Origin of the sequence: Micromonospora humida, assembly GCF_016901255.1 — a bacterium.
Lineage (GTDB): Bacteria > Actinomycetota > Actinomycetes > Mycobacteriales > Micromonosporaceae > Micromonospora > Micromonospora wenchangensis.
Genome location: NZ_JAFEUC010000003.1, coordinates 470,980 through 492,931 on the forward strand (window position 1 = coordinate 470,980; position 21,952 = coordinate 492,931).

Genomic DNA, 21,952 nt, shown 5'->3' on the forward strand with positions numbered 1-21,952 from the left:
GGCGGCCCACCGGCAGGTGGCGGGCAGCTGGTCGACCGGGACGCAGGCTGACGGTCGTCGATGATCAGCGAGGCCGGCCCCGCGTGCGCGGGGACGCAGGCGATCGCGCCGCCGGTCGGTGCCCGGCGGGCCGTCACCCCCCGCGTGCGCGGCGACGCAGCCTTACTGAGCTGGGGCGCTATAGATCAACTTCCTGGTTGCGGTTCACTCTGCCGCACGAGCCGACGCCGCCCGACTCGCGAAGTCGACGAAGCCACGCCACGCCGCCGGGGCGAACGTGAGCACCCCGCCGTCCCGGTCCTTGCTGTCCCGCACCAGGACTACACCGGGAAGGTTGCCCGCGACCTCGACACAGTTGCCGCCGTTGCCGCCGCTCTTCGTGCTCTTGTGCCACCGCGCAGCGGTCAGGTCCATGATGCAGCCGCTTCTCTCAGGAGATCCAGGGTCCGTCCACGAGGGAGCGCCTCCCCACGGATACGCTCCCACCGCCGCTCAAGGTTAACAAGGTCAGAGGGCTTGTCCAGGATCTGCGCCTGCGCCGGACCATCGACATGCGCCACTCTCGCCCCCTCCGACAGGTCGGCGATCACGAATGGCCCGTCGAGCCCCGGATAGCTCGGCGCGTCGGCCGGGACAACGTGCAACTGCACGTTCGGCAACTCGGCGCAGGCGAGGAGGTGCGCGAGCTGGGCCGCCATCAGCGCCCGGCTGCCACCGACCCGTCGACGCAGGACGCCCTCGTCCAGGACGGCGACCAGCAGGGGGCTGCGCTCACGGTGCAGGATCGCCTGTCGGCCGAGCCGCGCGCCGGTCAGCTCGTCCATCATCTCGGCCGTCAACGTTCCGCCGGCCAGCGTCGCCCGCGCGTACGCCTCGGTCTGGAGCAGGCCGGGCACCCAGGTCAGCTCAAAAGCTCGTAAGGTCGTGGCCTCCCGCTCGATGTCGACCCAGGGCCGGAACCAGACCGGCTCGCGCCGCTTGACGATGTCCGGCCAGAGGGCGTCGACATCTCGCTCCAGCAACTCTGCGACGGTGGCCCGGTGGCGGCTCTGCGGAATGTGCCCAGGATTTGCCCACCGAGCAACGGTCTTGGGGTGCAGACCGAGCCTGCCCGCGAGACTCTCGGCCGTGTAGCCCGCCTCGGCGATTGCCTTGACAAATGCATGATTCATGCCCATTTCCTCCCCGAACAAAGCAACCGTCCGGAGAAGATTACACAACGCTGTGTGATTGCCTGACAACCCTCGGCAAGGTGGGTGGCAGGACGACGCCGCCGCTCCGGTCCCACACCAGCGGTCGCGTACGTCGGGTGGGGCCGTTCGAGAAGGGCGGGCGGCCCCACCCTCCACACCGCCGAGGGACAGGAAGCCACCATGACGAAGGACGACCGACCGAAGCTCGCGCCGAAACCGGGCAACCCGACGCCGACGCCTCCCCCACCGCCCGCGCCGCCGATCGTGCCCGCTCCGATCGGCCCGTTCGTCCCGCCCTACCGGGGACCGGGCCGAATCTTCAACGTCGCTCCGCCGGCACAGTGGAGCACCGGCCGGAACCGGGGGCCGGCGCGATGAGGCACCGCCCGATCAGGCCGGGCGACCTGCTGCACCTGACCCGCGCCGCCTCGCCCCAGTTCACCAGGCCCATAACCGTACGAGCCATCCGCGAGCTGGTCGACCAGCACACGTACGACGGATGGGTGTGGATCACCGCGTACCAGCTGAACGCCGCCGGGGACGCGGTCCGACACCGTGAGTTGTACCTCCGACGCGACGGCCTGCGCTGGTTGACCGCGATGCCGACGACGCGCCGCGCCGACCCCCCGTCCCCGACCCGACGCCCGACAGCACCGACATCGCCGCCAGGACCGGCAGCACCAGCAGCGCCTCGACCGCACCGGCAGGGCGCGGGAAGAGCGACGCCATCCCCGTGCCGACCACCTGCGGTGTTCTCATGACCAGCCAGCTACCGGGCCGACACACTCCATTGCGGCCGACCTGGCTCTGCCGGATCGACGCCCACCCCTGGCCCTGCGGACCCGCCAAACTCGCCCTGCTCACCGAGTACGCCAACAACCGGGCCGAACTGCTCAACCTCCTGGCGACCATGAAGGTCGAGGCGGAACAGCACCTGACCTCACTCGACAGTGGCCGCCAGACCGACCTGACCCGCCGTTTCCTGGCCTGGCCGCCCCCACCAGCCGCCCCTTCACCCCGGTGATCAAGAGGTTTACGTCAAAAATCCGCTCCACCATGACGCAAACCTCTTGATCACCGGGGCAGGGCAGGGCGAGGGCTAGGCGGGCGAGGCAGGGCGGCGGTGCGGGGTGGTCAGGGGGTGAGGACGACCTGGAGCTCGTGGCGGCGACGTCCGGCCAGGTCGGTGAGGAGCGCGGGGGCGTCCGCGAACGGGACCACGGCCGAGATCAGGTGCGCGCGGACCAGGTCGCCGTGCCGGCGCAGCAGGTCGATCGTCTCGGCGGAGAGCCGTTCCCGGTCCCAGGTCGGGGCGAGACCGCGCGGCACCCGGCCGATCTGGGCGCAGCGCAGCGTCAGCCCGTTGTGGTGGAACTCCTCGCCGAGCCGGACGGCGTCCGCGCCGCCCGGGTAGAAGGCCAGGTCGACCACCGTGCCCTGGGGGCGCAGCAGGCGCAGCGCCAGGTGCAGCGCGTGGTCCTGGCCCCGGCACTGGAACACCACGTCGGCGCCCCGGTCCCCGGCGCCGTGGTTCCACCGGGTCTTGAGGACCACCGCCGCGTCGTCGGCGCTCGGGTCCAGGGTCTCCAGCCCGAGGTCCTCGGCGACCTGCCGGCGCTGCGGCGTGGGGTCGACCACCACCACCGAGGCGGCCTCGTGACGGCGGGCGAACAGGGCGGTGAGCAGGGCGACCACGCCGCCGCCGACGACCGCCACCCGTCGGCCGCGCACCCCGTCGCCGAGGGTGCGCACGCCGGTGCCGTACAGGTCGGCGGCGGCGTGCAGCAGCCCGTTGGCGCAGATCGGGCCCATGTGCGCCACGTAGACGCCGAGCATCGGGTCGAGGTCGTCGGGCAGCGGCACGAACCGTTCGGCGAGCGGGTCGGCGACGTACCCGCTGCGGTGGCCGTACGTCATCGCGCCGACGGCGCCGACGGCGATCGCCGGGGTGCGGCTCTGCACCACCTCGGCGACCTGCATGTAGCCGAGCCGGGTGACCGGGTACGGGGTGCCGGCGGTGCCCGGCCGGAACAGGCCGAGGCCGGGGTCGAAGGTGACGGCGAGGTGGGGGTTGGTGCCCTTGACGAAGCTCAGCTCCGTCCCGGCGGAGACCCCGCTGTAGCGGGTCCGCACCCGGATCATGCCCTCGCGCAGCTCACCGGCGTCCTGCTCGGCCAACGCGACGCGCCCCGGGCCGTCGACCACGACCACCGTGTCACGCATCGACGCCCACCCCCGTGGGCGCGCCGGGCCGGCCGTCGGTGGTCGGCGCGAGCGCGGCCGGGCCGGTGGGCAGGCTGACGCCGCGACCGGTCCGGGCGCTCTGCGCGAGCGCGACCGCCAGGCGTTGGGTGCGCAGCGCCTCCGCGTACGGCACCCGGATGTCGTCGCCGACCCCGGTCACCGCGTCGACGAAGGCCCGGTCGACGGCGACCCGGGCGGCGTCGGGATCGGCCGGGAGGTGGCGTTCCCCGTCGGTGTCCCGGACGGTCAGGCCGTCCTCCGTCAGTGAGAGGGCCAGTCCGTCGGCGAGGATCTCCAGTCCGGCCCGGTGCTTCCAGCCGAGCACGCAGGCGGCGGCGAGGGTGCCCACCGCACCGGAGGCGAAGCGCAGCGTGGCGGCGGTCACCGAGTCGATGTCGGCGTCGTCGACCGGGGGTGGGTTGCCGTCGCCGTAGGCGGTCACCTCGACGGCCTCGCCGACCAGCACCCGGGTCAGGTCCAGGACGTGGGCGGCCTGCTCGACCACCGGGCCGCCGGAGCGGTCCCGCACCGCCCACCAGGCCACCGGGGGCACCTTGTCCAGCCAGGCCCCGTTGATCATCCGCACCGGACGGTCGGCGAGCAGTTCACGGGCCTGCGACACCACGTGCAGGTAGCGCCAGTGGTGCCCGACGGCGGTGAGCAGTCGCCGCTGCTCGACCAGGGCGGCGATCCGTTCGGCGGTGTCCAGGTCGACCGCGACCGGCTTCTCCACGAACATCGGCACCCCGGCGGCGACGACGGCCTCCTCCACCGGCCCGTGGGCGAACGGCGGCACGCAGACGTAGACCGCGTCGGGGCCGGCGGCCAGCAGGTCGTCGACGTCGGCGAAGGCCCGGGTCGAGTGCGTGTCGGCCAGCCGGGCGGCGGCGGACCGGGTCACGTCGGTGACCCCGACCAGTTCGACGTCGGCGAAACTCCCCAGCACGCGGGCGTGACGTTGCGCCACCCCACCGGCCCCGACCAGCCCCACCCGACACGTACGCATACCCTCGGCCCTCTCGACGCGGTCAACCACCACCGCGCACAGCACTGCCCCGGCGCGGCGGGGCGAAACCCCGGCGGTCACCGCAACACAGCGTTCATCTGCCGGGAACCGGCCGGTGGAGCCGCCGTGATCAAGCTGTTAGGGAATATCCAGTTAACGAATGTGCAGAGACGGGAAAACCAAGTCTGCGTTTTCCGCCATGGATCTGGGGGTTTGCCAGTGCGGGACACAGAACCGATCGTCTCCCCTGTCGTGGAGGCATGGGCCACCTACCGGACGACGTCGGCGCAGGACTGGCCCACGCGACGGCTGATCAGAGCCAAGGGGGAGAACCGGGTCAGCGTGGTGCTGCCCGCCCGAAACGAGGAAGCCACCGTCGGGGCGATCGTCTCGACGATCCGGGAACACCTGATGGACCGCGTCCCCCTGGTCGACGAGTTGATCGTGGTCGACTCGCGGTCGACCGACCGGACCGCGCAGGTGGCCCGGGCCGCCGGCGCGGAGGTGGTCGGCCAGGACGAGATGACCCGGGGGCTGCCCCGGCTGACCGGCAAGGGCGACGCGCTCTGGGCCGGCCTGGCCGCCGCCGAGGGCGACGTCGTCGCGTTCGTCGACGCCGACCTGCGGGAGTTTCGGCCGCACTTCGTGACCGGGCTGATCGGCCCGCTGCTGGTCGACCCGTCGGTGGAGTTCGTGAAGGGCTTCTACCACCGGCCGCTGGTCGGCGCGACCAGCGTGGAGACCGACGGCGGCGGGCGGGTGACGGAGCTGATGGCCCGGCCGCTGCTGAACCTGTTCTGGCCGGAGCTGGCCGGTTTCGTGCAGCCCCTCGCGGGCGAGTACGCCGGCCGGCGCGAGGTGCTGGAGCGGGTGCCGTTCGTCACCGGTTACGGGGTCGAGACGGCCATGCTGATCGACCTGCTGGAACTGGTCGGCCTGGACGCGCTGGCCCAGGTCGACCTGGGCGAACGCAAGCACCGGCACCAGGACACCGCGGCCCTGGGCCGGATGTCCGCGCAGATCATGCACACCGCCTGGGCGCGGTTGCAGCGGCGGGGCTGGGCCGCCCCGGGCACCAGCCCGGGTGCCCTGCTCACCCAGTTCCGTCGGGGCGGCTCGGAGGCGCTGCCGAATCTCGACCGGGAGGTCGTCGTCAACGACGTCTCGGTGCAGGAACGCCCGCCCCTGGCCGAGCTGCGGCCCCGGCTGCCACGCCGGCGGGTCGCCGCGTGACGAGGCGTCGCGCCGGCGGCTGCGCCACCCGACGCGCGGGGTCGAGACCCGCCCGGGACCCCGTCCGTCCCGAGAGGAAGTCCCGACCATGAGCCTCACAGTGCTGATGAACGCCGGCCCGTGGCTGTCCGTGCCGCCACCCGGCTACGGCGGCATCGAGAACGTCGTCGCCACCCTGGTGCCGGAGCTGCGCCGGCTCGGGGTGCGGGTGGTGCTCGCCTCGGTGGGGTCGAGCACCCTGCCGGTGGACGAGAAGTTCTCGGTCTTCGACGACGGGCAGTTCGCGGCGCTGCAACGGCCGTACAACCAGGTGTGCGGGGTGTCCCAGGCACACCTGGCCGGGGTGGTCCGGCAGCTGCACGGCCGCGACGACGTCGATCTGGTGCACGACCACGTGGAGGCGGTCGGGCTGGCCACCCTCGCCGCGATGGGGCCGGACGCCCCGCCGGTGCTGCACACCCTGCACTGGGACCTGGCCAAGCACCCCGAGCTGTACGGCACCCTCGACGGCGGGGCGCGGGTACGGGTCAACGGCGTCTCCGCCGCCCAGTTGGCCCGCGCGCCCCGGGCGCTGCGCGAGCACGCGGTCGGGCACGTGCATCTGGCGACCCCGCTGGCGGTGCACGCCGACCGGGCACCCCGGCCGGTGAAGGGCGACCACACGGTCATCCTGGGCCGGATCAACCCGGGCAAGGGGCAGGACGTCGGTGCCCGGCTGGCCCGGCGCACCGGGGTGCCACTGGTGCTCGCCGGCCCGGTCGGGCCGTACCACCGCCCGGCGGACCTGGCGGCGGCGGGCGACGGGGCCCGGCAGAACCCGGACGTGCGGTTCTTCTACGACGAGGTCGCCCCGCACGTCGACGGGGACCTGGTCCGCTGGGTCGGCACCGTGGCCGGTCGGGAACGCGACGACCTGCTGGCCGGAGCGCGGGCGGCGCTGTTCCCGCTGCGGTGGGAGGAGCCCGGCGGGACGGCCGTGGTGGAGTCGCTGGCGCTGGGCACGCCGGTGGTGGCGACCGCCCGGGGCTGCCTGCCCGAGTTGGTCGACCACGGGCGGACCGGCCTGCTCACCGACGACGAGGACGAGCTGGGTGAGCTGCTGCTGGCGGCGCGACGGCTCGATCCCGACGAGTGCCGCCGGGAGGCCGCCGCCCGGTTCACCCCGGCGGTGATGGCGCAGCGCTACGTCGCCCTCTACGAGACGGTCCGCGCCGCCGCCCGGGTGCCCGAGCTGCGGGCCGCCTGAGCCGGCCGGGCCCGGGGACGGCCCGGCACCGGGACCGTGGGCGACACCGCCCACGGTCCCGGTTTCGTCCCACCGGGCCCCGGGTACCTGGCGGTTCTCCCCAGCACCACGAACGGAATCGAGGGGCCGATGGTCAGCCGGATCACCTGCGAGGTCAGCGACGCGTCACCGGTGACCGTCGTACGCCTCGCCGGCGCGCTCGACCTGGGCACCATGCGCACCGTGCACACCGTGTTGGACCGCTGCCTGACCACGCTGCCGGACGCGCTGGTGGTCGACCTGGGCGGGGTGACCGTCGCCGACCGGCTGGCGCTGTCGGTGTTCGCCGCCACCGCCCGGCAGGCCGCCGACTGGCCGGCCGTGCCGATGGTGCTCTGCTCTCCCCCGCCGGACGCCGCGGCCTGGTTGGCCACCTCCACCACCTGCCGGGTGGTGCCGGTGCGGCAGGACTGCGCGGAGGCCACCCGGTGGGCCGGGGCGAGCGCCGCGCCCCGGTTGCGGGCCCGGTTGGAGCCGGCGGCGGGGGCCTGCCGGCGGGCCCGTGAGCTGGTCGGCGACGCGTGTTCCCGGTGGAACGTGCCGCACCTGGTGGAGCCGGCGTCGCTGGTGCTCAGCGAGCTGGTCGGCAACGTGGTGCGGCACGCCCACACCCCGATGCGGATCACGTTGACCCTGCACCAGCCGTACCTGCGGGTGGCCGTGGCCGACGGCAGCCGGACGGCGGCCCGCGCGGCCAGTCCGGACCTGTCCGCCGAGGGCGGCCGGGGGCTGCTGCTGATCCGGGAGATGGCGCAGCGCTGGGGCAGCTCCCCGCTGGCCGACGGCAAGGTGGTGTGGGCACTCCTGCCGGCGAATTGACCGAAATTACCCCTGTCGCCTGGTTACATGGGCGGAGGGCGGGTAGTCGCGCCCGTCCTTTCTGTCGTCACGACGGGGTGAGAGAGCCATGCCCAGACGGGTAACCACGGAGCCCGCACGAGACCGGGGGCCGGCCATCCTCGCCCCGGCCCGGTTCGGCGGCTTTCCCGGGCCGGTCCGCCCGGCGCTGCCCGGCAACAAGCTGCTCCGGCTGCTCGGCACCACCGACGCCAAGCAGATCGGCCTGCTCTACCTGGCCACGTCGTTCGTGTTCTTCCTGATCGGCGGGGTGCTGGCCCTGCTCATCCGGGCCGAGCTGGCCCGGCCGGGAATGCAGTTCCTCTCCCCCGAGCAGTACAACCAGGCGTTCACCATGCACGGCACGATCATGCTGCTGCTCTTCGCCACCCCGCTGGTGTTCGCCTTCGGCAACTACATCGTCCCGTTGCAGATCGGCGCCCCGGACGTGGCGTTCCCCCGGCTCAACGCGTTCGCGTACTGGCTGTACCTGTTCGGCGGGACCATGGTCGTCGGCGGCTACCTCACCCCCGGCGGCGCGGCCGACTTCGGCTGGACGGCGTACAACCCGCTCAGCGACACGACCCACTCCCCCGGCGTCGGGGCGAACCTGTGGGTGGTCGGGCTGGTCGTCTCCGGACTGGGCACCATCCTCGGCGCGGTCAACCTGATCACCACCACGCTGACCCTGCGCGCCCCCGGCATGACCATGTTCCGGATGCCGATCTTCACATGGAACATGCTGCTCACCGCCGTCCTGGTGATCCTGGTCTTCCCGCTGCTGGCCGCCGCGCTGCTGGCACTGGGGGCGGACCGGCTGCTCGACGCGCACGTCTACGACGCGGGCACCGGCGGGCCGATGCTGTGGCAGCACCTGTTCTGGTTCTTCGGCCATCCCGAGGTCTACATCGTGGCGCTGCCGTTCTTCGGCATCATCACCGAGATCATCCCGGTGTTCAGCCGCAAGCCGATCTTCGGTTACACCGGGCTGGTGCTGGCCACGGTCGCGATCACCGTGCTGTCGATGACCGTGTGGGCGCACCACATGTTCGCCACCGGCCAGGTGCTGCTGCCGTTCTTCAGTTTCCTGAGCTACCTGATCGCGGTGCCCACCGGGGTGAAGTTCTTCAACTGGATCGGCACCATGTGGAAGGGGCAGCTCACCTTCGAGACGCCGATGCTGTTCGCCATCGGGTTCCTGGTGACCTTCCTGCTCGGCGGCCTCACCGGGGTGCTGCTGGCCAGCCCGCCGGTGGACTTCCACGTCACCGACTCGTACTTCGTGGTGGCGCACTTCCACTACGTGCTGTTCGGCACCATCGTCTTCGCCGCCTTCGGCGGGGTCTACTTCTGGTTTCCCAAGATGACCGGCCGACTGCTCGACGAACGGCTCGGCAAGCTGCACTTCTGGACCATGTTCGTCGGCTTCCACGCCACCTTCCTGGTGCAGCACTGGCTGGGCGACGAGGGGATGCCCCGCCGGTACGCCGACTACCTGCCCGGCGACGGCTTCACCACGCTCAACATGATCTCCACGGTCGGCTCGTTCGTGCTCGGCGCGTCCACCCTGTTCTTCCTCTACAACGTGTGGAAGTCCTGGCGGTACGGCGCGCTGGTGACCGTCGACGACCCGTGGGGGTTCGGCAACTCCCTGGAGTGGGCCACCACCTGCCCGCCGCCGCTGCGCAACTTCGACCGGATGCCCCGGATCCGCTCCGAACGCCCCGCCTTCGACGCCAAGTACGGCCCGCTGGTCGCCGACCTCGGCCGGGACCTGCCGCAACGCACCACCCGGCCGCCGCAGGAGTTGCACGACGAGCTGCGCCACGAACGGCACGTCCCCGAGTCGCCGGCGGCCGAGGGCGCGCACGGGGCCCGGGAGGCGGTGGAGTACCAACCCGCCCCGCAGTCGGGTGCCCGCCCGGTGGTGGTGCCCGAACCGGAGCAGGTCCGCCGCCCCGGCTTCGCGCACTCCGACGCCCCGCAGGACGACGGCCCGGGCGGCGCGAACCCCGACACCCCCGAACGGTGGCGGCACCCGCACGGCACGGACGACGACGACCCCGGACGACGCTGACCCGGGACGGCTCTCGGGCCGGCACCCCCGTGCGGGGGTGCCGGCCCGACGTTCGTCCTCCCGCCGACCGGAGCCGGGGTCAGGCGTCCACGGTGGCGGGCAGGCCGGCGGCGGCCAGCGAACGGCGTACCGCCGGCTGGACCCGGGTCAGCCGCAGCGGCACCCCGGTGCGCAGGGCGGCGTCCCGGCCGGCCACCAGCGCGGCGATGCCACCGGCGTCCACGCCGCCCGCGCCGTCCAGGTCCACCACCAGTTCGCGGGGCTGCCCGGCGACCGCCTCCAGCATCATCCGGCGCAACTGGTCCGCGCCGTCGCGGTCGATCTCGCCCCCGACCTCGACGACCGTCCGTTCGGCGGTGCGTTTGACCGCGATCCGGTTCCGGCCGGTGTCCGCCTCGGCGGTGCCGTTGCACCACGGCGGCGGGGTGTCGGCGAGCATCGCCTGACGCAGCCAGGTCAACGCCCGCGACAGCAGCCGGGACACGTGCATCTGGGAGATGCCGAACCGGGCGGCGATCTCCGCCTGGGTCTGGTTGCCGTAGAAGCGCATCGCCAGGATGCGCCGCTCCCGCCAGGGCAGCCGGTGCAGCAGCCCGCTGACCGTCACCCGGTCGTCCACCGACTCCAACGCGTTGTCCGACTCGCCGACCAGGTCACCGAACTCGGCGGAACTCTCCCCGCCCACCGGCGCGTTGAGCGAGGCGGGGCTGTAGCCGGCCGCCGACTCCAGGGCGGCGAGGATCTCCTCCTCCGGCGTCTCCAGCCGGGCCGCCAGCTCGGCCACGCTCGGCGCGCGGGACAGCTCACTGGTCAACGCCGAGGTGGCCTGCCCGACCTCCAGGATCAGGTCCCGCAGCCGGCGAGGCACGTGCACCCCCCAGGTGCGGTCCCGGAAGTGCCGCTTGATCTCCCCGACGATGGTGATCGCCGCGTACGCGGTGAACGAACCCCGCTCGGGGTCGTAGCGGTCGACGGCGTTGACCAGGCCGAGCCGGGCCACCTGCTCCAGGTCCTCCAACGGTTCACCCCGCCCCCGGTAGCGGCGGGCCAGCCGGCCGGCGAACGGCAGGGCGAACCGGACCAGGTCCTCACGGGCCTCCCCCCGGCGCTCCGGTGGCAGGCCGGCGATCCGCGCGGCGTACGCCAGTGCGGCGGCGTCCAGGTCCTCCAGGCCCCGCTCGGTCGGAGGTGGTGTGGTCGTGGTGGTCTGTCCGAACATCCGCGCCTCCCTCAGGAAGGTCCCCCGCCCGGATCGGGCCGGTCGGGCGCGTGGTGGCACCACGCACCGGGTCGGAAGTGGGGTTTCACGTGCCGCGCCGGGATCACCGGACGCGGGCGGGCGACGACCGGTCGCCACGCGGCGGACCGTCGCGGCGGGCGGTCCTCCCGCTCCCCAGGTACTCAATCACGCGTCCCCGGGTTCGCGAGGATGTTTCGGCGTGCCGGGTCCGGCCGGGCGGCGCGGACACCCCCGGCGTCCCCTTTCCGGGCGACCGGCCGGCCGTCTTCGGCCCGGCCGCGCCGTGGGGCCGGGGCCGGTCAGGACACGGTGAGCCCCAGTGGCGCGCCCGCCTCGCGCAGCCCGGCCAGCGCGTCACCGACGCTCAGCGGCGGCGGCGTCGGCAGGTCGTACGGCTGGCCGCGCAGCACCTCGGTGGCCCGCCGGGTGGCCACCGACGCCACCGGGTAGCCGCGGGCGGCGGTCCGGTCCAGGGCCCGGCGGCGACGGCCGAACGCCGCCACCGCCAGCCACTGCGGCAGCCCCGCCACGGCCGGCGACCGCAACCCCGGCGACTCGGGCAGCACGTCCACCGAACTGAACGGCTCGCTGCCGGCGAGCCACCACTCCACCTCCTCGACGCTGCGCCGGGTCGCGTTCTCGCACCAGTACGGCACCAGCCCCGCCCGCACCACCTGCCACGGATCGAACACCCGACCGCACTCCACCACCAACCGGTCGCCCGTCTTGCCGGCCCGGCGCAGCCACCGGCGGTACAGGTCGGCGGTGGCCGCGCTGAGCGCCCCCGGGTACGGCACCCGCACCTGACGCAACTCGTGGCCCCGACCGCCGGCCCAGTGCCCCAGCGCCCGGACGAACCCCGGCTCCACCCCGTGTTCGGCGGACTCCCCGGCGGCGGTGACCGGCGGGGGTTCCCACCCGTCCCCGGTCGCCCCGGCGGCCCGCAACACCTGACGCAGGGCGGGCGAGTCCGGGTGGAAGTCCACCGGCCGCAGGCCGCTGGCCGGGCAGCCGAGCTGGAAGCTGTGCCCCTGCCCGGAGTCGGACACCGGCCAACGGCGCGCGTCGTCGACCAGCAGCAGCGCCGCCCGGTCGGCCAGCCGGTCGGCCAGGAACCGGGCGTACGCCACCGGCAGCGCCCGAAAGCGGCCCACCAGGGTGATCGCCGTGCCGGCCAGCGCGCCCCGGCTCGCCGGGCAGTGCACCTGACGGATGTGCAGCCCGGGGTTGCCGGCGAGGATGCGGGCGGCGAACGCGGCCCCCTGGTCGAGCGCGGCGGCGGGACGATCCACCGCGCCGTGCGTCCAGTGCGCGGTCATCTCGAAGCCGGTGGGTAGCCAGGGCACCCCGAGCGCCACGGCCAGGTGCACGGCGGCGGCGTGCGGCGCGCCCAGCACCACCGCCGGATACCGCTCCCGGGGGTACTGGTCGACGATCCAACCGGCCACCCGTTCCCCGTCCACCTCGGCGGCCTGGGCGGCGGTGAGCGCCACCCGGCCGGCGTTGCGCGCCACGGTGAACGGCGACGACGACGGCGCATGCCCCAGGTCGGCGCAGTCCACCCCGCGCAGCGCGCGGGCGGCCGCGGCGACCAGCACCCGCGCGGTGCTGCCGGCCGCGACGACCCGGTCGCCGGCCAGTCCCGCACCCTGGGCCGTCGGCCCGGCCGGTGCCGTCCGCACCGGCTCCACCCCGCCTCGTTCGCTCACCACGCGGCCCGGCTTCCCGCCCCTTCGGGGTCTAAACGGGGCATCGCGTCCCGACGGGGGCGATCCCGCCCCGCCCGCCGGTACGCCCTACCGGTGTCCGCCGGTCGGTGACCGCCCAGCCGGGCCGGTGCGGGTTTCGCGGGGACCGGGCGGGGCACATCCGGACGATGAGCACCGAGCCCGAACAGACCGCCGACGCGGCGGCCACCATCACCGCCTATCCGGACGGCCCGCTGCTGGTCCGGGGCGACTTCGCGCTGGTGACCCCCGACGGGCGGGCCATCGGGACCCGCCGGGGCGCGGTGGCGCTATGCCGCTGCGGGCGTTCGGGGCGCAAACCGTTCTGCGACGGCACCCACCGGGCCGTCGGTTTCCGCTCGCAGGCGTAGCGAGGACGTGCCCGCGGCCCAACTGTCCAGCAGGTGGACGGCGAAGAGCCGGTCGGTGGCCAGCGCGGCGGCGGCCCCGAACAGGACGTCGCCGGCGAGGGCCGGTTCGGTGCGGACCAGGCCGCCGCACAGGTCGTGCGCGGCGATCTGCTCGTGCACCGCGTCGGCCTCCACGTGCTCGTCGTAGAAGCGGGTGGCCGCCGCGTCGAGACCGAGGCGGCGCAGCCCGTTGCCGTAGCGGCGGTTGGGCAGCGAGGAGGTCATCTCGTAGGCGGCCAGGTGGCCCAGCAGCGCGCCGCGCAGCCGCCGGTGCAGACCGAACAGCGAGATCAGGTTGTTGACGGCCAGCGTGACCGCCGGCACCCGGTCCAGGTGGGCGGCGTAGTCGGTGTCCAGGCCGAGCCGGCCCAGGGTCACCCGGAACAGTTCGGCGTGCATCCGGTCGCACCGGCCGTTGCCGTACTCGTCCATCTGGATCTCGACCAGGGCCGCCTTGGCCGGTCCGCCGAGGCGGGGCAGGGCCCAGCTGTGCGGGTCGGCCTCGCGCAGGTGGTAGATCGAGCGGTGGGTGACGAACTCGCGGAACTGGGCCAGGGTGGCCTGCCGGTGCAGGGTCCGGGCCAGCGACGGTCCGGCGGCGGCGGCGACCAGGGCGGCCAGCGCGGCGGGGACGCCGGCCGGCAGCACCGTCGGCTGCGGGCCGACCAGGCGGCGCACCGCCGCCTCGAACGGCCGCTCGGCCGCGGCGCGCAGCGCCAGCAGGGACGGCTGCCACTCCCAGTCCTCGTCGACCCCGGCCCAGCCCCGGTAGTGCAGTTCATAGCAGAGGAAGAGGGTGAGCTGCCGGTCCTCGTCGGTCAGCGGGTCCGGGTGGCCGTCGCCGACGTCGCCGGCCAGCGGCCCGGCGAGCCCGTCCGGCAGGTCGTGCGGCGGCCGGTGCAGCGCCGCCACCAGCGCGCCGGAGACCGGGCCGCGTGGCGTCGGCAGCGACGCCGGACCGTAACGGCGGTCGGTGGGTACGGACATCGCGCCTCCCTGGTGAATGCTGAGCTCAGGGATGCCCTGGGGCTGCGGCGCTAAACGAGGTCCTCGGCCTCGACGATCTGCCGCTCGGCCGCCATCATCCGGTCCCGGATGCGTCGGGTGGCGTGCCCGTCGGCGAAGAGACTCCGCAGGTCGGCCAGGGCCGGCTCCGGCGCGGTCGGGGCCACCGCCGGGTCCACCACCGCCTCCAGCACACACGGCCGGTCGGCGGCCAGCGCCTCGTCCCAGGCGGCACCCACCAGCTCCGGCCGGTCCACCCGGACGCCGTGCAGGCCGAGCAGTCGGGCCCAGCCGGCGTACGGCACGTCGGCGCGCCGACCGGCCACGCCCGGCGTCCAGCGGCCGTCGCCGAGCCCGGAGTGGTCGCGGTTGTTGAGCACCAGCACCACCAGCCGGGGATCGGCCCAGTCCTGCCAGCGGTGGGCCACGGTGATCAGCTCGGCGAGCCCGTTGAGCTGCATCGCGGCGTCGCCGAGCAGGGCGAGCACCGGGACGTCCGGGCGGGCGAGCTTCGCGGCGAGCGCGTACGGCAGGGCGCAGCCGAGTGAGCCGAGGGCACCGCAGAGCTGCGCGTCGACCCCGGGCGGCAGTTGCAGGTGGCGGGCGTACCAGGAGAGCACCGAACCGACGTCGACGGCGACCGAAGCGGCGTACGGCAGCCGGGCCGACAGCTCCCGCAGGACCAGTTGCGGGTTGACCGGTTCGGCCGGCGCGGCGGCGTGCCCGGCGGCCTCCGCGCGCCACCTGTCGACGGCGCCCTCGACGGTGGCCCGCCACTGCCGGTCGGGGCGGTCGGCGACCTGGCCCAGCAGCGCGCGCAGGGTTTCGGTGGCGTCGCCGACCAGCGGCACGTCCACCGGGTACCGGGTGCCGATGCGTCGCCCGTCGATGTCGATCTGGATGGTGCGGGCCTGGCCGGGCATCGGGAGGTAGTCGGTCCACGGGTCGTTCGTGCCCACCATCAGCAGGGTGTCCGCGCCGCCCATGAGCTGCGCGGCGGCCGTGGAACCGACCTCGCCGAGCACCCCGGTGTGGAACGGCAGCCGCTCGTCGAGCACCGGCTTGCCCAGCAGCGAGGCGGCCACCCCGGCACCCAGCCGGTCGGCCAGCGCCACGATCTGGTCCGCCGCGCCCCGGCCGCCCTGCCCGACCAGGATCGCCACCCGGTGGCCGACGGTGAGCAGCGTCGCGGCGGCGTCCAGGTCCGCCTGGTGCGGCAGTACCCGGGCCAGCGGTTCCCCGGGCGTCGCGGTGAGCACCCCGGCCGCGTGCGGTTGAAGCTGCGGCACGGCCGCCTCCTGCAACGCCCGGGGCAGCACCACACAGGTCGGGCTACGGGTCGCCGCGGCCGTCCGGAACGCCTGGTCGAGCAGGGCCGGCACCTGTTCCGGGGTACGCCCGTAGCGGACGAACTGGTGGCACACGTCGCCGAAGAGCCGGGTCAGTCCGATCTCCTCGTGCACCTCGCCGAGCGGCCCGGTGACGTCCTCGCCGACGATCGCCACCACCGGTTTGCTGTCCAGCTTCGCGTCGTACAGGCCGTTGAGCAGGTGCACCGCGCTGGGGCCCTGGGTGGCCAGGCAGACCCCGATGCCGCCGGTGAACTTGGCGTGCCCGGTGGCCATGAAGGCGGCGCTCTCCTCGTGCCGGGCGGGGACGAACTCCGGGTCCCCGCCCGCCGCGTCCAGCGCCTCGACCACGGGGGCGATCGCCTCCCCCGGGCAGCCGAAGGCGCGGGGCACCCGCCAGGCCCGCAGCCGCTCCACCACCAGGTGCGCGACCGTGCGGTCAGCCACGGTCGCGTCCCGGGGTGGCCGGGTCGACGTAGCGCAGCACCGCGCCGACACCGTCGGCCAGGTCGGGTGCCTCGTCGGGGCCGAGGACGGTCAGGTCGGCGTCGGTACCGACCAGCGCCCGGACCAGGGCCGCGTCGGCCCGGACCCGTTGCGGGTCGGACACGGCGGCGAGCTGGTCGGGTGCGGTGGCGATGTCGGTGGCCCGGGGTCCGATCCACAGCTCGCCGACGGCCGACGGGTCGTCGACCAACAGCATGGTGTCGACCTGGTTGCGTTGCAGGGCCGCCACCACGGCGTCCAGCCCGGCGCCCACGTCCTCCTGGGTGCCGAACCGGTCCAGCGTGGCGGTGACGTGCTGGTCGGCGACCTCGGCGATGGTCTGCACGGTGATGTCGTCCATCGCCGCCGGGTCGGCGCCGCCGGCCCGGGAGCCGGCGTCGGTGCGGACCACCACGTCCTGCCAGCGGGCCGGTAGCTGGGCGGCGATCATCCCGGTGGCCCGGACGTCCCCGGCGACCACGACCACGTCCGCGCCGACCCGGTCGGCCAGTTCGGCGGTGGCCGCGGCGGCGTCCCCGGCGTTGTGGTGCCAGGCCTCCATCGCGGCCCGCTGGTAGCGGGACTGGGACCAGCCGCCGGGCTGCACCCGGCGCAGCGGGTAGCTCTGCCGGCCGGTGACGTGGGCCCGTCGGGGCACCCCGCCGGCGCTGACCGCGACCGCGTCCGCGCCGGTCCGGTCGGCGAGCACCCGGACCCAGGCGACCTGTTCCCCGCGTTGGGCGAGCAACGGCATGACGTGCGGCAGCGGGGCGTACGCGGCCAGGTCACGCAGGGGCGGCGCGGCGAGGTACTCGGCGAGCACCACCCGGCCCCGGGTGGCGAACGCGGCGAGTCCGTAGTCGCCCGGCAGCGGGTCGTGGCCGCGGACCACCCGGTCCAGCGCCGCGATGGTCGGCTCGTCCGCGCCGTCGGCGGCGAGTTGCCCGGCCAGGCCCCGCCAGCGCAGGTCCAGCGCCGGACGCGCGTCCTGGGTGTCCCGGGAGGCGTCCAGGTAGACCGAGCACCACGGCCCGGGACGGTCGTAGAGCTGGTGCAGGAAGGACAGCTGCATGCTCGACCCCTTTCCGGCTCGGCCGCCCGCTTACCCGCGCCGCCGGGGATGTCACCTCGACCGGGCCGGGTGACGTGACCGCCGGTTCATTCATGTCATTCGACCCGGAAGACGGATACCATCAGTGAACGGAACGGGACTCTCGGTGGTGAACATGGACAGCGATCTCCGCAATCGGGTGATACGCCCCACGCAGCGGATATTCACCGGGCGGGTGGTCCGGTTCATGGACGGCTACACCCGCGAGGTCAGGATCGGCCAGCCGGTGCTGGTGGCGGTGCTGACCGCGGCGAGCGTGGCGGGCCTGCTGGTGCTGCTGGTGCGGGCGGCGCTCTCGCACGGCGGCGGCGGCACCCGCCGCACCTGGAAGGACCTGAAGAAGGGGCCGGAGTTCCTGGTCACCCCGGTCCGGCTGCGCGACGACAACGGCCAGCTCTACGAGGTGGAGCTGCACGGGCACCTGGCGCAGAGCGCCGTGCACCCGTCCGACTGGGTGCAGCTCACCCTGCGCCCGCAGGACGTCGACCTGCCGCCGCGCATCGAACGGATCGTCAACCTGACCACCGCGCAGGTGCTCACCCCGCGTACCGCCACGGTGTGGAGCCACCTGGGCCCGCCGCTGCTGATCCAGGCGGTGCTGGGCGCGGTGCTGGTGCTGCTGGTCGCCGCCGCCGTGGTGCTCACCTGACGCCACCCGGCCGGCCGCCACCCGACCCGACGGTCCGGGGCCGGGCCGGCGGCGGGCGGCCGTGGGCCACCCGGGGCGGTCAGCCGACCGGGGTCAGCGGGCGCTGCGGCGCGGTGCTGCGCAGCAGGCCCCGGCGGGCCGCCCAGCGTTCGAAGAGCAGGGTGGCGAACGGCGGCACCGCGCAGACCAGGGCCACGAAGGTGACCCCGAGCGACCACCGGTGCAGCCGGGCCACGGCGAGCACCAGCAGGCCGTACGCGACGAAGAGCGCGCCGTGGACCGGCCCGAAGACCTGCACGCCGATCTCGTTGCCCGGCGGGCCGTACTTGACCGCCATGCCGACCAGCAGGGCCAGCCAGGAGCAGGCCTCGGCGATCGCCGCCGCCACGAACAGCCGGGTCGTCTTCTCGCGCATCGCGCCATGCTATCCAGCCACCGTCGCCGCACGTCCCGCGACGGGCGGCGGGCGACGGGGATCACCCGGGTCGCCGGTGGGTACCTAAGGGGTCCTTCGGGTCTTCCCGGTTCGCCGGGGACGTGCGAGGTTTGTCGGGACCAACGGTGACAGGGCGGTGGCCATGGGCGAGGAAGTCGGAGCGCGCACGTTCAGTCGGGAGGACCGGGCCCGCTACCGGGAGAAGGTCCGCCGGTGTCTGGACGTCTTCGCCGAGATGCTGCGGGAGTCCCGGTTCGACGTGGAGCGGCCGATGACCGGCCTGGAGATCGAGCTGAACCTGGTCGACGACGACTCCCGGCCGACGATGCGCAACGCCGACGTGCTCGCCGCCGTCGCCGATCCCAGTTTCCAGACCGAGCTGGGCCAGTTCAACGTGGAGATCAACGTCGCGCCCCGGCGGCTCGTCGGCACCGGTACGGCCGAGTTCGAGTCTCACGTACGGGCCAGTCTGAACGCCGCGGAGGAGAAGGCCCGCACGGTCGACGCCCACATGGTGATGATCGGCATCCTGCCCACCCTGGAGCCGGGGCACCTGACCGCCGGGGCGCTGTCGGCGAACCCGCGCTACGCGCTGCTCAACGAGCAGATCTTCGCCGCCCGGGGCGAGGACCTGCGGATCGCGATCACCGGGGTGGAGCGGCTGGCGACCACGGCCGACACCATCACCCCGGAGGCGGCCTGCACCAGCACACAGTTCCACCTCCAGGTCAGCCCGGCCGACTTCGCCGGCTACTGGAACGCCGCCCAGGCGATCGCCGGGGTCCAGGTGGCGCTGGGCGCGAACTCGCCGTTGTTCTTCGGCCGGGAGCTGTGGCGCGAGACCCGGGTGCCGCTGTTCCAGCAGGCCACCGACACCCGCTCCGAGGAGATCAAGGCCCAGGGGGTACGGCCACGGGTCTGGTTCGGGGAGCGGTGGATCACCAGCGTGTTCGACCTGTTCGAGGAGAACGTGCGGTACTTCCCGGCGCTGCTGCCGGTGTGCGACCCGGAGGACCCGGCGCAGACGCTGGCCGCCGGTGGCGTGCCCCGGCTGGCCGAGCTGCGGTTGCACAACGGCACCATCTACCGCTGGAACCGCCCGGTGTACGACGTGTGGAAGGGCCGTCCGCACCTGCGGGTGGAGAACCGGGTGCTGCCGGCCGGGCCGACGGTGGTGGACACGATCGCCAACGGCGCCTTCTATTTCGGGCTGGTCCGGGCGCTGGCAGAGTCCGACCGGCCACTGTGGTCGCAGATGTCGTTCAGCGCGGCGGAGGAGAACTTCACCAGCGGCGCCCGGCACGGCATCGACGCGCAGGTGTACTGGCCGGGGCTGGGTTACCTGCCGGCGACCGAGCTGGTGCTGCGCCGGCTGCTCCCGTTGGCCCACCAGGGGTTGGACCGGTGGGGGGTGGACCCGGCCGAACGTGACCGGCTGCTGGGCATCATCGAGCAGCGCTGCCTGACCGGGCGCAACGGAGCGAGCTGGCAGGTGGCGACGTTGCACCGGCTGGAGTCGGCCGACCATCTCGACCGGCCGGAGGCGTTGCGCGAGGTGGTCCGCCAGTACGTCGAGCTGATGCACAGCAACCTGCCGGTCCACGAGTGGCCGGTAACCGATTGACTTTCGATAGGTTGCGAGCGATAGTCGATACATGACGACGGCACGCTGGGCGGTCACCGCCCTCAGAGTCTTTCTCGTGGTCCTGTTCGCGGTGCTGGTGCTGTTCCAGACCATGTCGCTGCCCGGCCAGTTCGCCCACCTGGCGCGCGAAGCACCCGAGCAGGCGTACCTGCGCTGGCCGGCCACCGCCGTGACGGTGTTCTGGGTGCTCTGCGTCCAGGTGGTGATCGTCGCCACCTGGCGGCTGCTCACCCTGGTCCGCAACGACCGGATCTTCAGCGAACCCGCGCTGGTCTGGGTGGACGCCATCGTCTGGGCGGTCGCCGCCGGCTGGCTGACGCTGGTGGGCGTGTTCCTCTACGTCGGGTTCCACGCCGACGACCCCGGCCTGCCGATGCTGCTGTTCCTGCTGTCCGTCGGGGCCACCGTGCTCGGACTGCTGATGGTGGTGATGCGGGCGCTGCTGCGCCAGGCCACCACGCTGCGCTCCGACATGGAAGCGGTGATCTGATGCCCATCGTCGTACGCATCGACGTCGAGCTGGCCAAACGCAAGATGAGCGTCGGTGAGTTCGCCGAGCGGGTCGGGCTGACCCCGGCGAACGTGGCCGTGCTGAAGAACGGCCGGGCCAAGGCGGTGCGGTTCAGCACGCTGGAGGCGATCTGCCGGGTGCTCGACTGCCAGCCGGGCGACCTGCTCGAATTCGTCGACGACGGGGAGCCGACGCCGTGAGGCACCTGCTCGCCCTCGCCGCCGCCGTGCTCCTGACCGCCGGGGTGGCCGGCGTCGTGCTCGGCGAGTCCGACGACTCCCCCGGGCTCCAACTGCTGGGCGGACTGCTGGTCATCGGCGCGGTCGCCATCGGTGTACGGGTCCTGCGGGCCCGACGCTAGCGCCGGGGTTCAGGGTGCCGGCCAGTGGCGCAGCAGGGCGTCGAGGGCGTCGAGGACCCGGGTCCAGCTCTGCCCGGTGTCGGGGGCGCTGTGGTCGAAGCTGCCGCCCAGTTCGAGGTTGACGTAGCCGTTGAAGACGCTGCCTAGCAGCCGTACCGCGTGGGTCTGGTCGGGTTCGCGCAGGTCGTAGCCGCGCAGGATGGCCCGGGTCAGCTCGGCGTGCCGACTGCCGGCGCTGGCGGCGGCGGTGGCCGGGTCGAGCCTGAGCTGGGCGGCGGCCCACCGGCCCGGGTGCGCGCGGGCGTAGTCGCGGTAGACGCCGCCGAGGGCGGCCAGCGCGTCCCGGCCGGCCCGCCCGGCGAGCGCGTCGGCGGCCCGGACGGCCAGCTCGTCGAGGGCGAGCAGGGCGATCCGGGTCCGCAGATCCTGGGAGTTGCGCACGTGTGCGTAGAGGCTCGCGACCTGCACGTCGAAGCGGCGGGCGAGCGCCGAGAGGGTCACCCGGTCGAAGCCGACCTCGTCGGCCAGCTCCGCGCCGGCCCGGGTGAGTCGGTCGGTGGTCAAGCCCGCACGTGCCATAACTCATTATGGGTTTGCCTAAAGAGTTTAGGCAAATTACCGTTGCCGTCATGGAACCACTGACCGAGCAGGAGATCCGGTCCGCGTTCGTCAACTGCACCAAAGGTGAGAGCAGGCGGCTGTACGTCCCCCGCGACCTGGCCGACCGCCCCTGGCCCGAGCTGGACTACCTCGGCTGGCGCGACCCCCGCGCCCCCGACCGCGCCTACCTGGTCACCGAGGTGGACGGCCGGCGGACCGCCCTGGTGCTGCGCTGCCCCACCCCGACCACCCGGCAGCCGCCGCGCGGCCTGTGCGCGATCTGCCTGACCTCCCCCGCCGGTGGCGTCAGCCTGATGGTCGCGCCGAGGGCCGGCAAAGCCGGGCAGCAGGGCAACTCGGTCGGCACCTACCTCTGTACCGACCTCGCCTGCCCGCTCTACGTACGCGGACGCAAGGACCCCGGCCCCGGTGCCCGGATGCAGGAGTCGCTCACCACGGCCGAGAAGGTCCAGCGGCTGACGACGAACGTCGCCGCGTTCGTCGCCCGGGTGACCGGCTGACCCCGACGGGGACGACGCGACCGCAC

At 73.8% G+C, this 21,952-nt stretch carries 23 protein-coding genes; 12 read left to right on the forward strand and 11 right to left on the reverse strand.

Annotated features, from left to right (window positions below; genetic code table 11):
• Nucleotides 1-204: 204 nt before the first annotated feature.
• Together JQX11_RS09110 and JQX11_RS09115 are read right to left on the reverse strand one after the other, a co-directional pair.
• A complete protein-coding gene (locus JQX11_RS09110; protein WP_204924530.1) occupies nucleotides 205-414 on the reverse strand; it encodes a DUF397 domain-containing protein in 210 nt (69 codons plus the stop codon).
• Complete coding sequence (locus JQX11_RS09115) at nucleotides 405-1,172, reverse strand: DUF5753 domain-containing protein (RefSeq protein WP_204924531.1); 768 nt, start codon at nucleotides 1,170-1,172, stop codon at nucleotides 405-407. The genes JQX11_RS09110 and JQX11_RS09115 overlap by 10 nt, the downstream gene beginning before the upstream one ends.
• A gap of 778 nt (nucleotides 1,173-1,950) precedes the next feature.
• Here JQX11_RS09115 and JQX11_RS09120 point away from each other — a divergent pair.
• A complete protein-coding gene (locus tag JQX11_RS09120; RefSeq protein ID WP_204924532.1) occupies nucleotides 1,951-2,217 on the forward strand; it encodes a hypothetical protein in 267 nt (88 codons plus the stop codon).
• 110 nt (nucleotides 2,218-2,327) lie between these two features.
• Here JQX11_RS09120 and JQX11_RS09125 read toward each other — a convergent pair whose 3' ends face one another.
• Together JQX11_RS09125 and JQX11_RS09130 are read right to left on the reverse strand one after the other, a co-directional pair.
• The gene (locus JQX11_RS09125; protein ID WP_204924533.1) at nucleotides 2,328-3,416 is read right to left on the reverse strand and encodes a zinc-dependent alcohol dehydrogenase; all 1,089 of its coding nucleotides are present in this window, start codon (nucleotides 3,414-3,416) and stop codon (nucleotides 2,328-2,330) included.
• A complete protein-coding gene (locus JQX11_RS09130; protein ID WP_204924534.1) occupies nucleotides 3,409-4,443 on the reverse strand; it encodes a Gfo/Idh/MocA family protein in 1,035 nt (344 codons plus the stop codon). Before JQX11_RS09130 ends, JQX11_RS09125 begins: the two co-directional genes overlap by 8 nt.
• 252 nt (nucleotides 4,444-4,695) lie before the next feature.
• Here JQX11_RS09130 and JQX11_RS09135 point away from each other — a divergent pair, with 252 nt between their 5' ends.
• The 4 genes from JQX11_RS09135 to ctaD all read left to right on the forward strand — a co-directional run bounded on the left by JQX11_RS09135 (nucleotide 4,696) and on the right by ctaD (nucleotide 9,875).
• Nucleotides 4,696-5,676: a glucosyl-3-phosphoglycerate synthase gene (locus JQX11_RS09135; RefSeq protein WP_307826132.1), complete on the forward strand. Its 981-nt coding sequence runs from the start codon at nucleotides 4,696-4,698 to the stop codon at nucleotides 5,674-5,676.
• Nucleotides 5,677-5,764: 88 nt separating this feature from the next.
• Complete coding sequence (locus JQX11_RS09140; RefSeq protein ID WP_204924536.1) at nucleotides 5,765-6,922, forward strand: glycosyltransferase; 1,158 nt, start codon at nucleotides 5,765-5,767, stop codon at nucleotides 6,920-6,922.
• A 129-nt stretch (nucleotides 6,923-7,051) separates the two neighbouring features.
• Nucleotides 7,052-7,780 (forward strand): ATP-binding protein, encoded by a 729-nt coding sequence (locus tag JQX11_RS09145; protein ID WP_204924537.1) that lies wholly within the window; start codon nucleotides 7,052-7,054, stop codon nucleotides 7,778-7,780.
• Nucleotides 7,781-7,868: 88 nt separating this feature from the next.
• Complete coding sequence (gene ctaD / locus JQX11_RS09150) at nucleotides 7,869-9,875, forward strand: aa3-type cytochrome oxidase subunit I (RefSeq protein WP_204924538.1); 2,007 nt, start codon at nucleotides 7,869-7,871, stop codon at nucleotides 9,873-9,875.
• Nucleotides 9,876-9,954: 79 nt separating this feature from the next.
• Here the strand turns inward: ctaD and JQX11_RS09155 are convergent, their stop codons facing one another.
• Nucleotides 9,955-11,094: a SigB/SigF/SigG family RNA polymerase sigma factor gene (locus JQX11_RS09155; RefSeq protein WP_204924539.1), complete on the reverse strand. Its 1,140-nt coding sequence runs from the start codon at nucleotides 11,092-11,094 to the stop codon at nucleotides 9,955-9,957.
• Between the two features lie 320 nt (nucleotides 11,095-11,414).
• A complete protein-coding gene (locus tag JQX11_RS09160) occupies nucleotides 11,415-12,797 on the reverse strand; it encodes a hypothetical protein (RefSeq protein ID WP_204924658.1) in 1,383 nt (460 codons plus the stop codon).
• Between the two features lie 194 nt (nucleotides 12,798-12,991).
• On the opposite strand from JQX11_RS09160, the gene JQX11_RS09165 reads away from it, so the two are divergent.
• Nucleotides 12,992-13,213 (forward strand): CDGSH iron-sulfur domain-containing protein, encoded by a 222-nt coding sequence (locus tag JQX11_RS09165; protein ID WP_204924540.1) that lies wholly within the window; start codon nucleotides 12,992-12,994, stop codon nucleotides 13,211-13,213.
• Here the strand turns inward: JQX11_RS09165 and JQX11_RS09170 are convergent.
• Genes JQX11_RS09170 through JQX11_RS09180 form a run of 3 tightly spaced genes read right to left on the reverse strand, consistent with a single transcriptional unit; the run spans nucleotide 13,133 to nucleotide 17,164 of the window.
• Entirely contained in the window at nucleotides 13,133-14,239 is a 1,107-nt protein-coding gene (locus tag JQX11_RS09170) for an iron-containing redox enzyme family protein (protein WP_204924541.1), read from the reverse strand. The genes JQX11_RS09165 and JQX11_RS09170 overlap by 81 nt on opposite strands.
• Before the next feature lie 50 nt (nucleotides 14,240-14,289).
• Entirely contained in the window at nucleotides 14,290-16,053 is a 1,764-nt protein-coding gene (locus JQX11_RS09175; RefSeq protein ID WP_204924542.1) for a thiamine pyrophosphate-binding protein, read from the reverse strand.
• Complete coding sequence (locus JQX11_RS09180; RefSeq protein WP_204924543.1) at nucleotides 16,046-17,164, reverse strand: baeRF2 domain-containing protein; 1,119 nt, start codon at nucleotides 17,162-17,164, stop codon at nucleotides 16,046-16,048. Before JQX11_RS09180 ends, JQX11_RS09175 begins: the two co-directional genes overlap by 8 nt.
• A 145-nt stretch (nucleotides 17,165-17,309) precedes the next feature.
• Between JQX11_RS09180 and JQX11_RS09185 the strand changes: the two genes are divergently transcribed.
• Complete coding sequence (locus JQX11_RS09185; RefSeq protein WP_204924659.1) at nucleotides 17,310-17,852, forward strand: hypothetical protein; 543 nt, start codon at nucleotides 17,310-17,312, stop codon at nucleotides 17,850-17,852.
• Nucleotides 17,853-17,931: 79 nt separating this feature from the next.
• Here JQX11_RS09185 and JQX11_RS09190 read toward each other — a convergent pair whose 3' ends face one another.
• Nucleotides 17,932-18,267, reverse strand: a complete 336-nt coding sequence (locus JQX11_RS09190) for a DUF3817 domain-containing protein (protein WP_204924544.1) — start codon at nucleotides 18,265-18,267, stop codon at nucleotides 17,932-17,934.
• Between the two features lie 163 nt (nucleotides 18,268-18,430).
• Between JQX11_RS09190 and JQX11_RS09195 the strand changes: the two genes are divergently transcribed.
• Genes JQX11_RS09195 through JQX11_RS09210 form a run of 4 tightly spaced genes read left to right on the forward strand, consistent with a single transcriptional unit; the run spans nucleotide 18,431 to nucleotide 20,805 of the window.
• Nucleotides 18,431-19,912: a glutamate-cysteine ligase family protein gene (locus JQX11_RS09195; RefSeq protein WP_204924545.1), complete on the forward strand. Its 1,482-nt coding sequence runs from the start codon at nucleotides 18,431-18,433 to the stop codon at nucleotides 19,910-19,912.
• A 31-nt stretch (nucleotides 19,913-19,943) separates the two neighbouring features.
• Entirely contained in the window at nucleotides 19,944-20,423 is a 480-nt protein-coding gene (locus JQX11_RS09200; RefSeq protein WP_204924546.1) for a DUF2975 domain-containing protein, read from the forward strand.
• Complete coding sequence (locus tag JQX11_RS09205; RefSeq protein ID WP_088645242.1) at nucleotides 20,423-20,644, forward strand: helix-turn-helix domain-containing protein; 222 nt, start codon at nucleotides 20,423-20,425, stop codon at nucleotides 20,642-20,644. Before JQX11_RS09200 ends, JQX11_RS09205 begins: the two co-directional genes overlap by 1 nt.
• Complete coding sequence (locus JQX11_RS09210; protein WP_204924547.1) at nucleotides 20,641-20,805, forward strand: hypothetical protein; 165 nt, start codon at nucleotides 20,641-20,643, stop codon at nucleotides 20,803-20,805. Before JQX11_RS09205 ends, JQX11_RS09210 begins: the two co-directional genes overlap by 4 nt.
• A 9-nt stretch (nucleotides 20,806-20,814) precedes the next feature.
• Here the strand turns inward: JQX11_RS09210 and JQX11_RS09215 are convergent, their stop codons facing one another.
• Entirely contained in the window at nucleotides 20,815-21,369 is a 555-nt protein-coding gene (locus tag JQX11_RS09215) for a TetR/AcrR family transcriptional regulator (RefSeq protein ID WP_232377475.1), read from the reverse strand.
• Between the two features lie 65 nt (nucleotides 21,370-21,434).
• Here JQX11_RS09215 and JQX11_RS09220 point away from each other — a divergent pair, with 65 nt between their 5' ends.
• Nucleotides 21,435-21,926: an FBP domain-containing protein gene (locus tag JQX11_RS09220; RefSeq protein ID WP_204924549.1), complete on the forward strand. Its 492-nt coding sequence runs from the start codon at nucleotides 21,435-21,437 to the stop codon at nucleotides 21,924-21,926.
• The last annotated feature ends 26 nt before the right edge of the window (nucleotides 21,927-21,952 follow it).

Coding starts and splice junctions, on each gene's coding strand:
- JQX11_RS09120 (WP_204924532.1), top strand. CDS start 1,951: ATGACCAGCCAGCTACCGGGCCGACACACTCCATTGCGGCCGACCTGG.
- JQX11_RS09200 (WP_204924546.1), top strand. CDS start 19,944: ATGACGACGGCACGCTGGGCGGTCACCGCCCTCAGAGTCTTTCTCGTG.
- JQX11_RS09155 (WP_204924539.1), bottom strand. CDS start 11,094: ATGTTCGGACAGACCACCACGACCACACCACCTCCGACCGAGCGGGGC.
- JQX11_RS09140 (WP_204924536.1), top strand. CDS start 5,765: ATGAGCCTCACAGTGCTGATGAACGCCGGCCCGTGGCTGTCCGTGCCG.
- JQX11_RS09220 (WP_204924549.1), top strand. CDS start 21,435: ATGGAACCACTGACCGAGCAGGAGATCCGGTCCGCGTTCGTCAACTGC.
- JQX11_RS09130 (WP_204924534.1), bottom strand. CDS start 4,443: ATGCGTACGTGTCGGGTGGGGCTGGTCGGGGCCGGTGGGGTGGCGCAA.
- JQX11_RS09195 (WP_204924545.1), top strand. CDS start 18,431: ATGGGCGAGGAAGTCGGAGCGCGCACGTTCAGTCGGGAGGACCGGGCC.
- JQX11_RS09165 (WP_204924540.1), top strand. CDS start 12,992: ATGAGCACCGAGCCCGAACAGACCGCCGACGCGGCGGCCACCATCACC.
- JQX11_RS09205 (WP_088645242.1), top strand. CDS start 20,423: ATGCCCATCGTCGTACGCATCGACGTCGAGCTGGCCAAACGCAAGATG.
- JQX11_RS09110 (WP_204924530.1), bottom strand. CDS start 414: ATGGACCTGACCGCTGCGCGGTGGCACAAGAGCACGAAGAGCGGCGGC.
- ctaD (WP_204924538.1), top strand. CDS start 7,869: ATGCCCAGACGGGTAACCACGGAGCCCGCACGAGACCGGGGGCCGGCC.
- JQX11_RS09115 (WP_204924531.1), bottom strand. CDS start 1,172: ATGAATCATGCATTTGTCAAGGCAATCGCCGAGGCGGGCTACACGGCC.
- JQX11_RS09145 (WP_204924537.1), top strand. CDS start 7,052: ATGGTCAGCCGGATCACCTGCGAGGTCAGCGACGCGTCACCGGTGACC.
- JQX11_RS09180 (WP_204924543.1), bottom strand. CDS start 17,164: ATGCAGCTGTCCTTCCTGCACCAGCTCTACGACCGTCCCGGGCCGTGG.
- JQX11_RS09170 (WP_204924541.1), bottom strand. CDS start 14,239: ATGTCCGTACCCACCGACCGCCGTTACGGTCCGGCGTCGCTGCCGACG.
- JQX11_RS09125 (WP_204924533.1), bottom strand. CDS start 3,416: ATGCGTGACACGGTGGTCGTGGTCGACGGCCCGGGGCGCGTCGCGTTG.
- JQX11_RS09190 (WP_204924544.1), bottom strand. CDS start 18,267: ATGCGCGAGAAGACGACCCGGCTGTTCGTGGCGGCGGCGATCGCCGAG.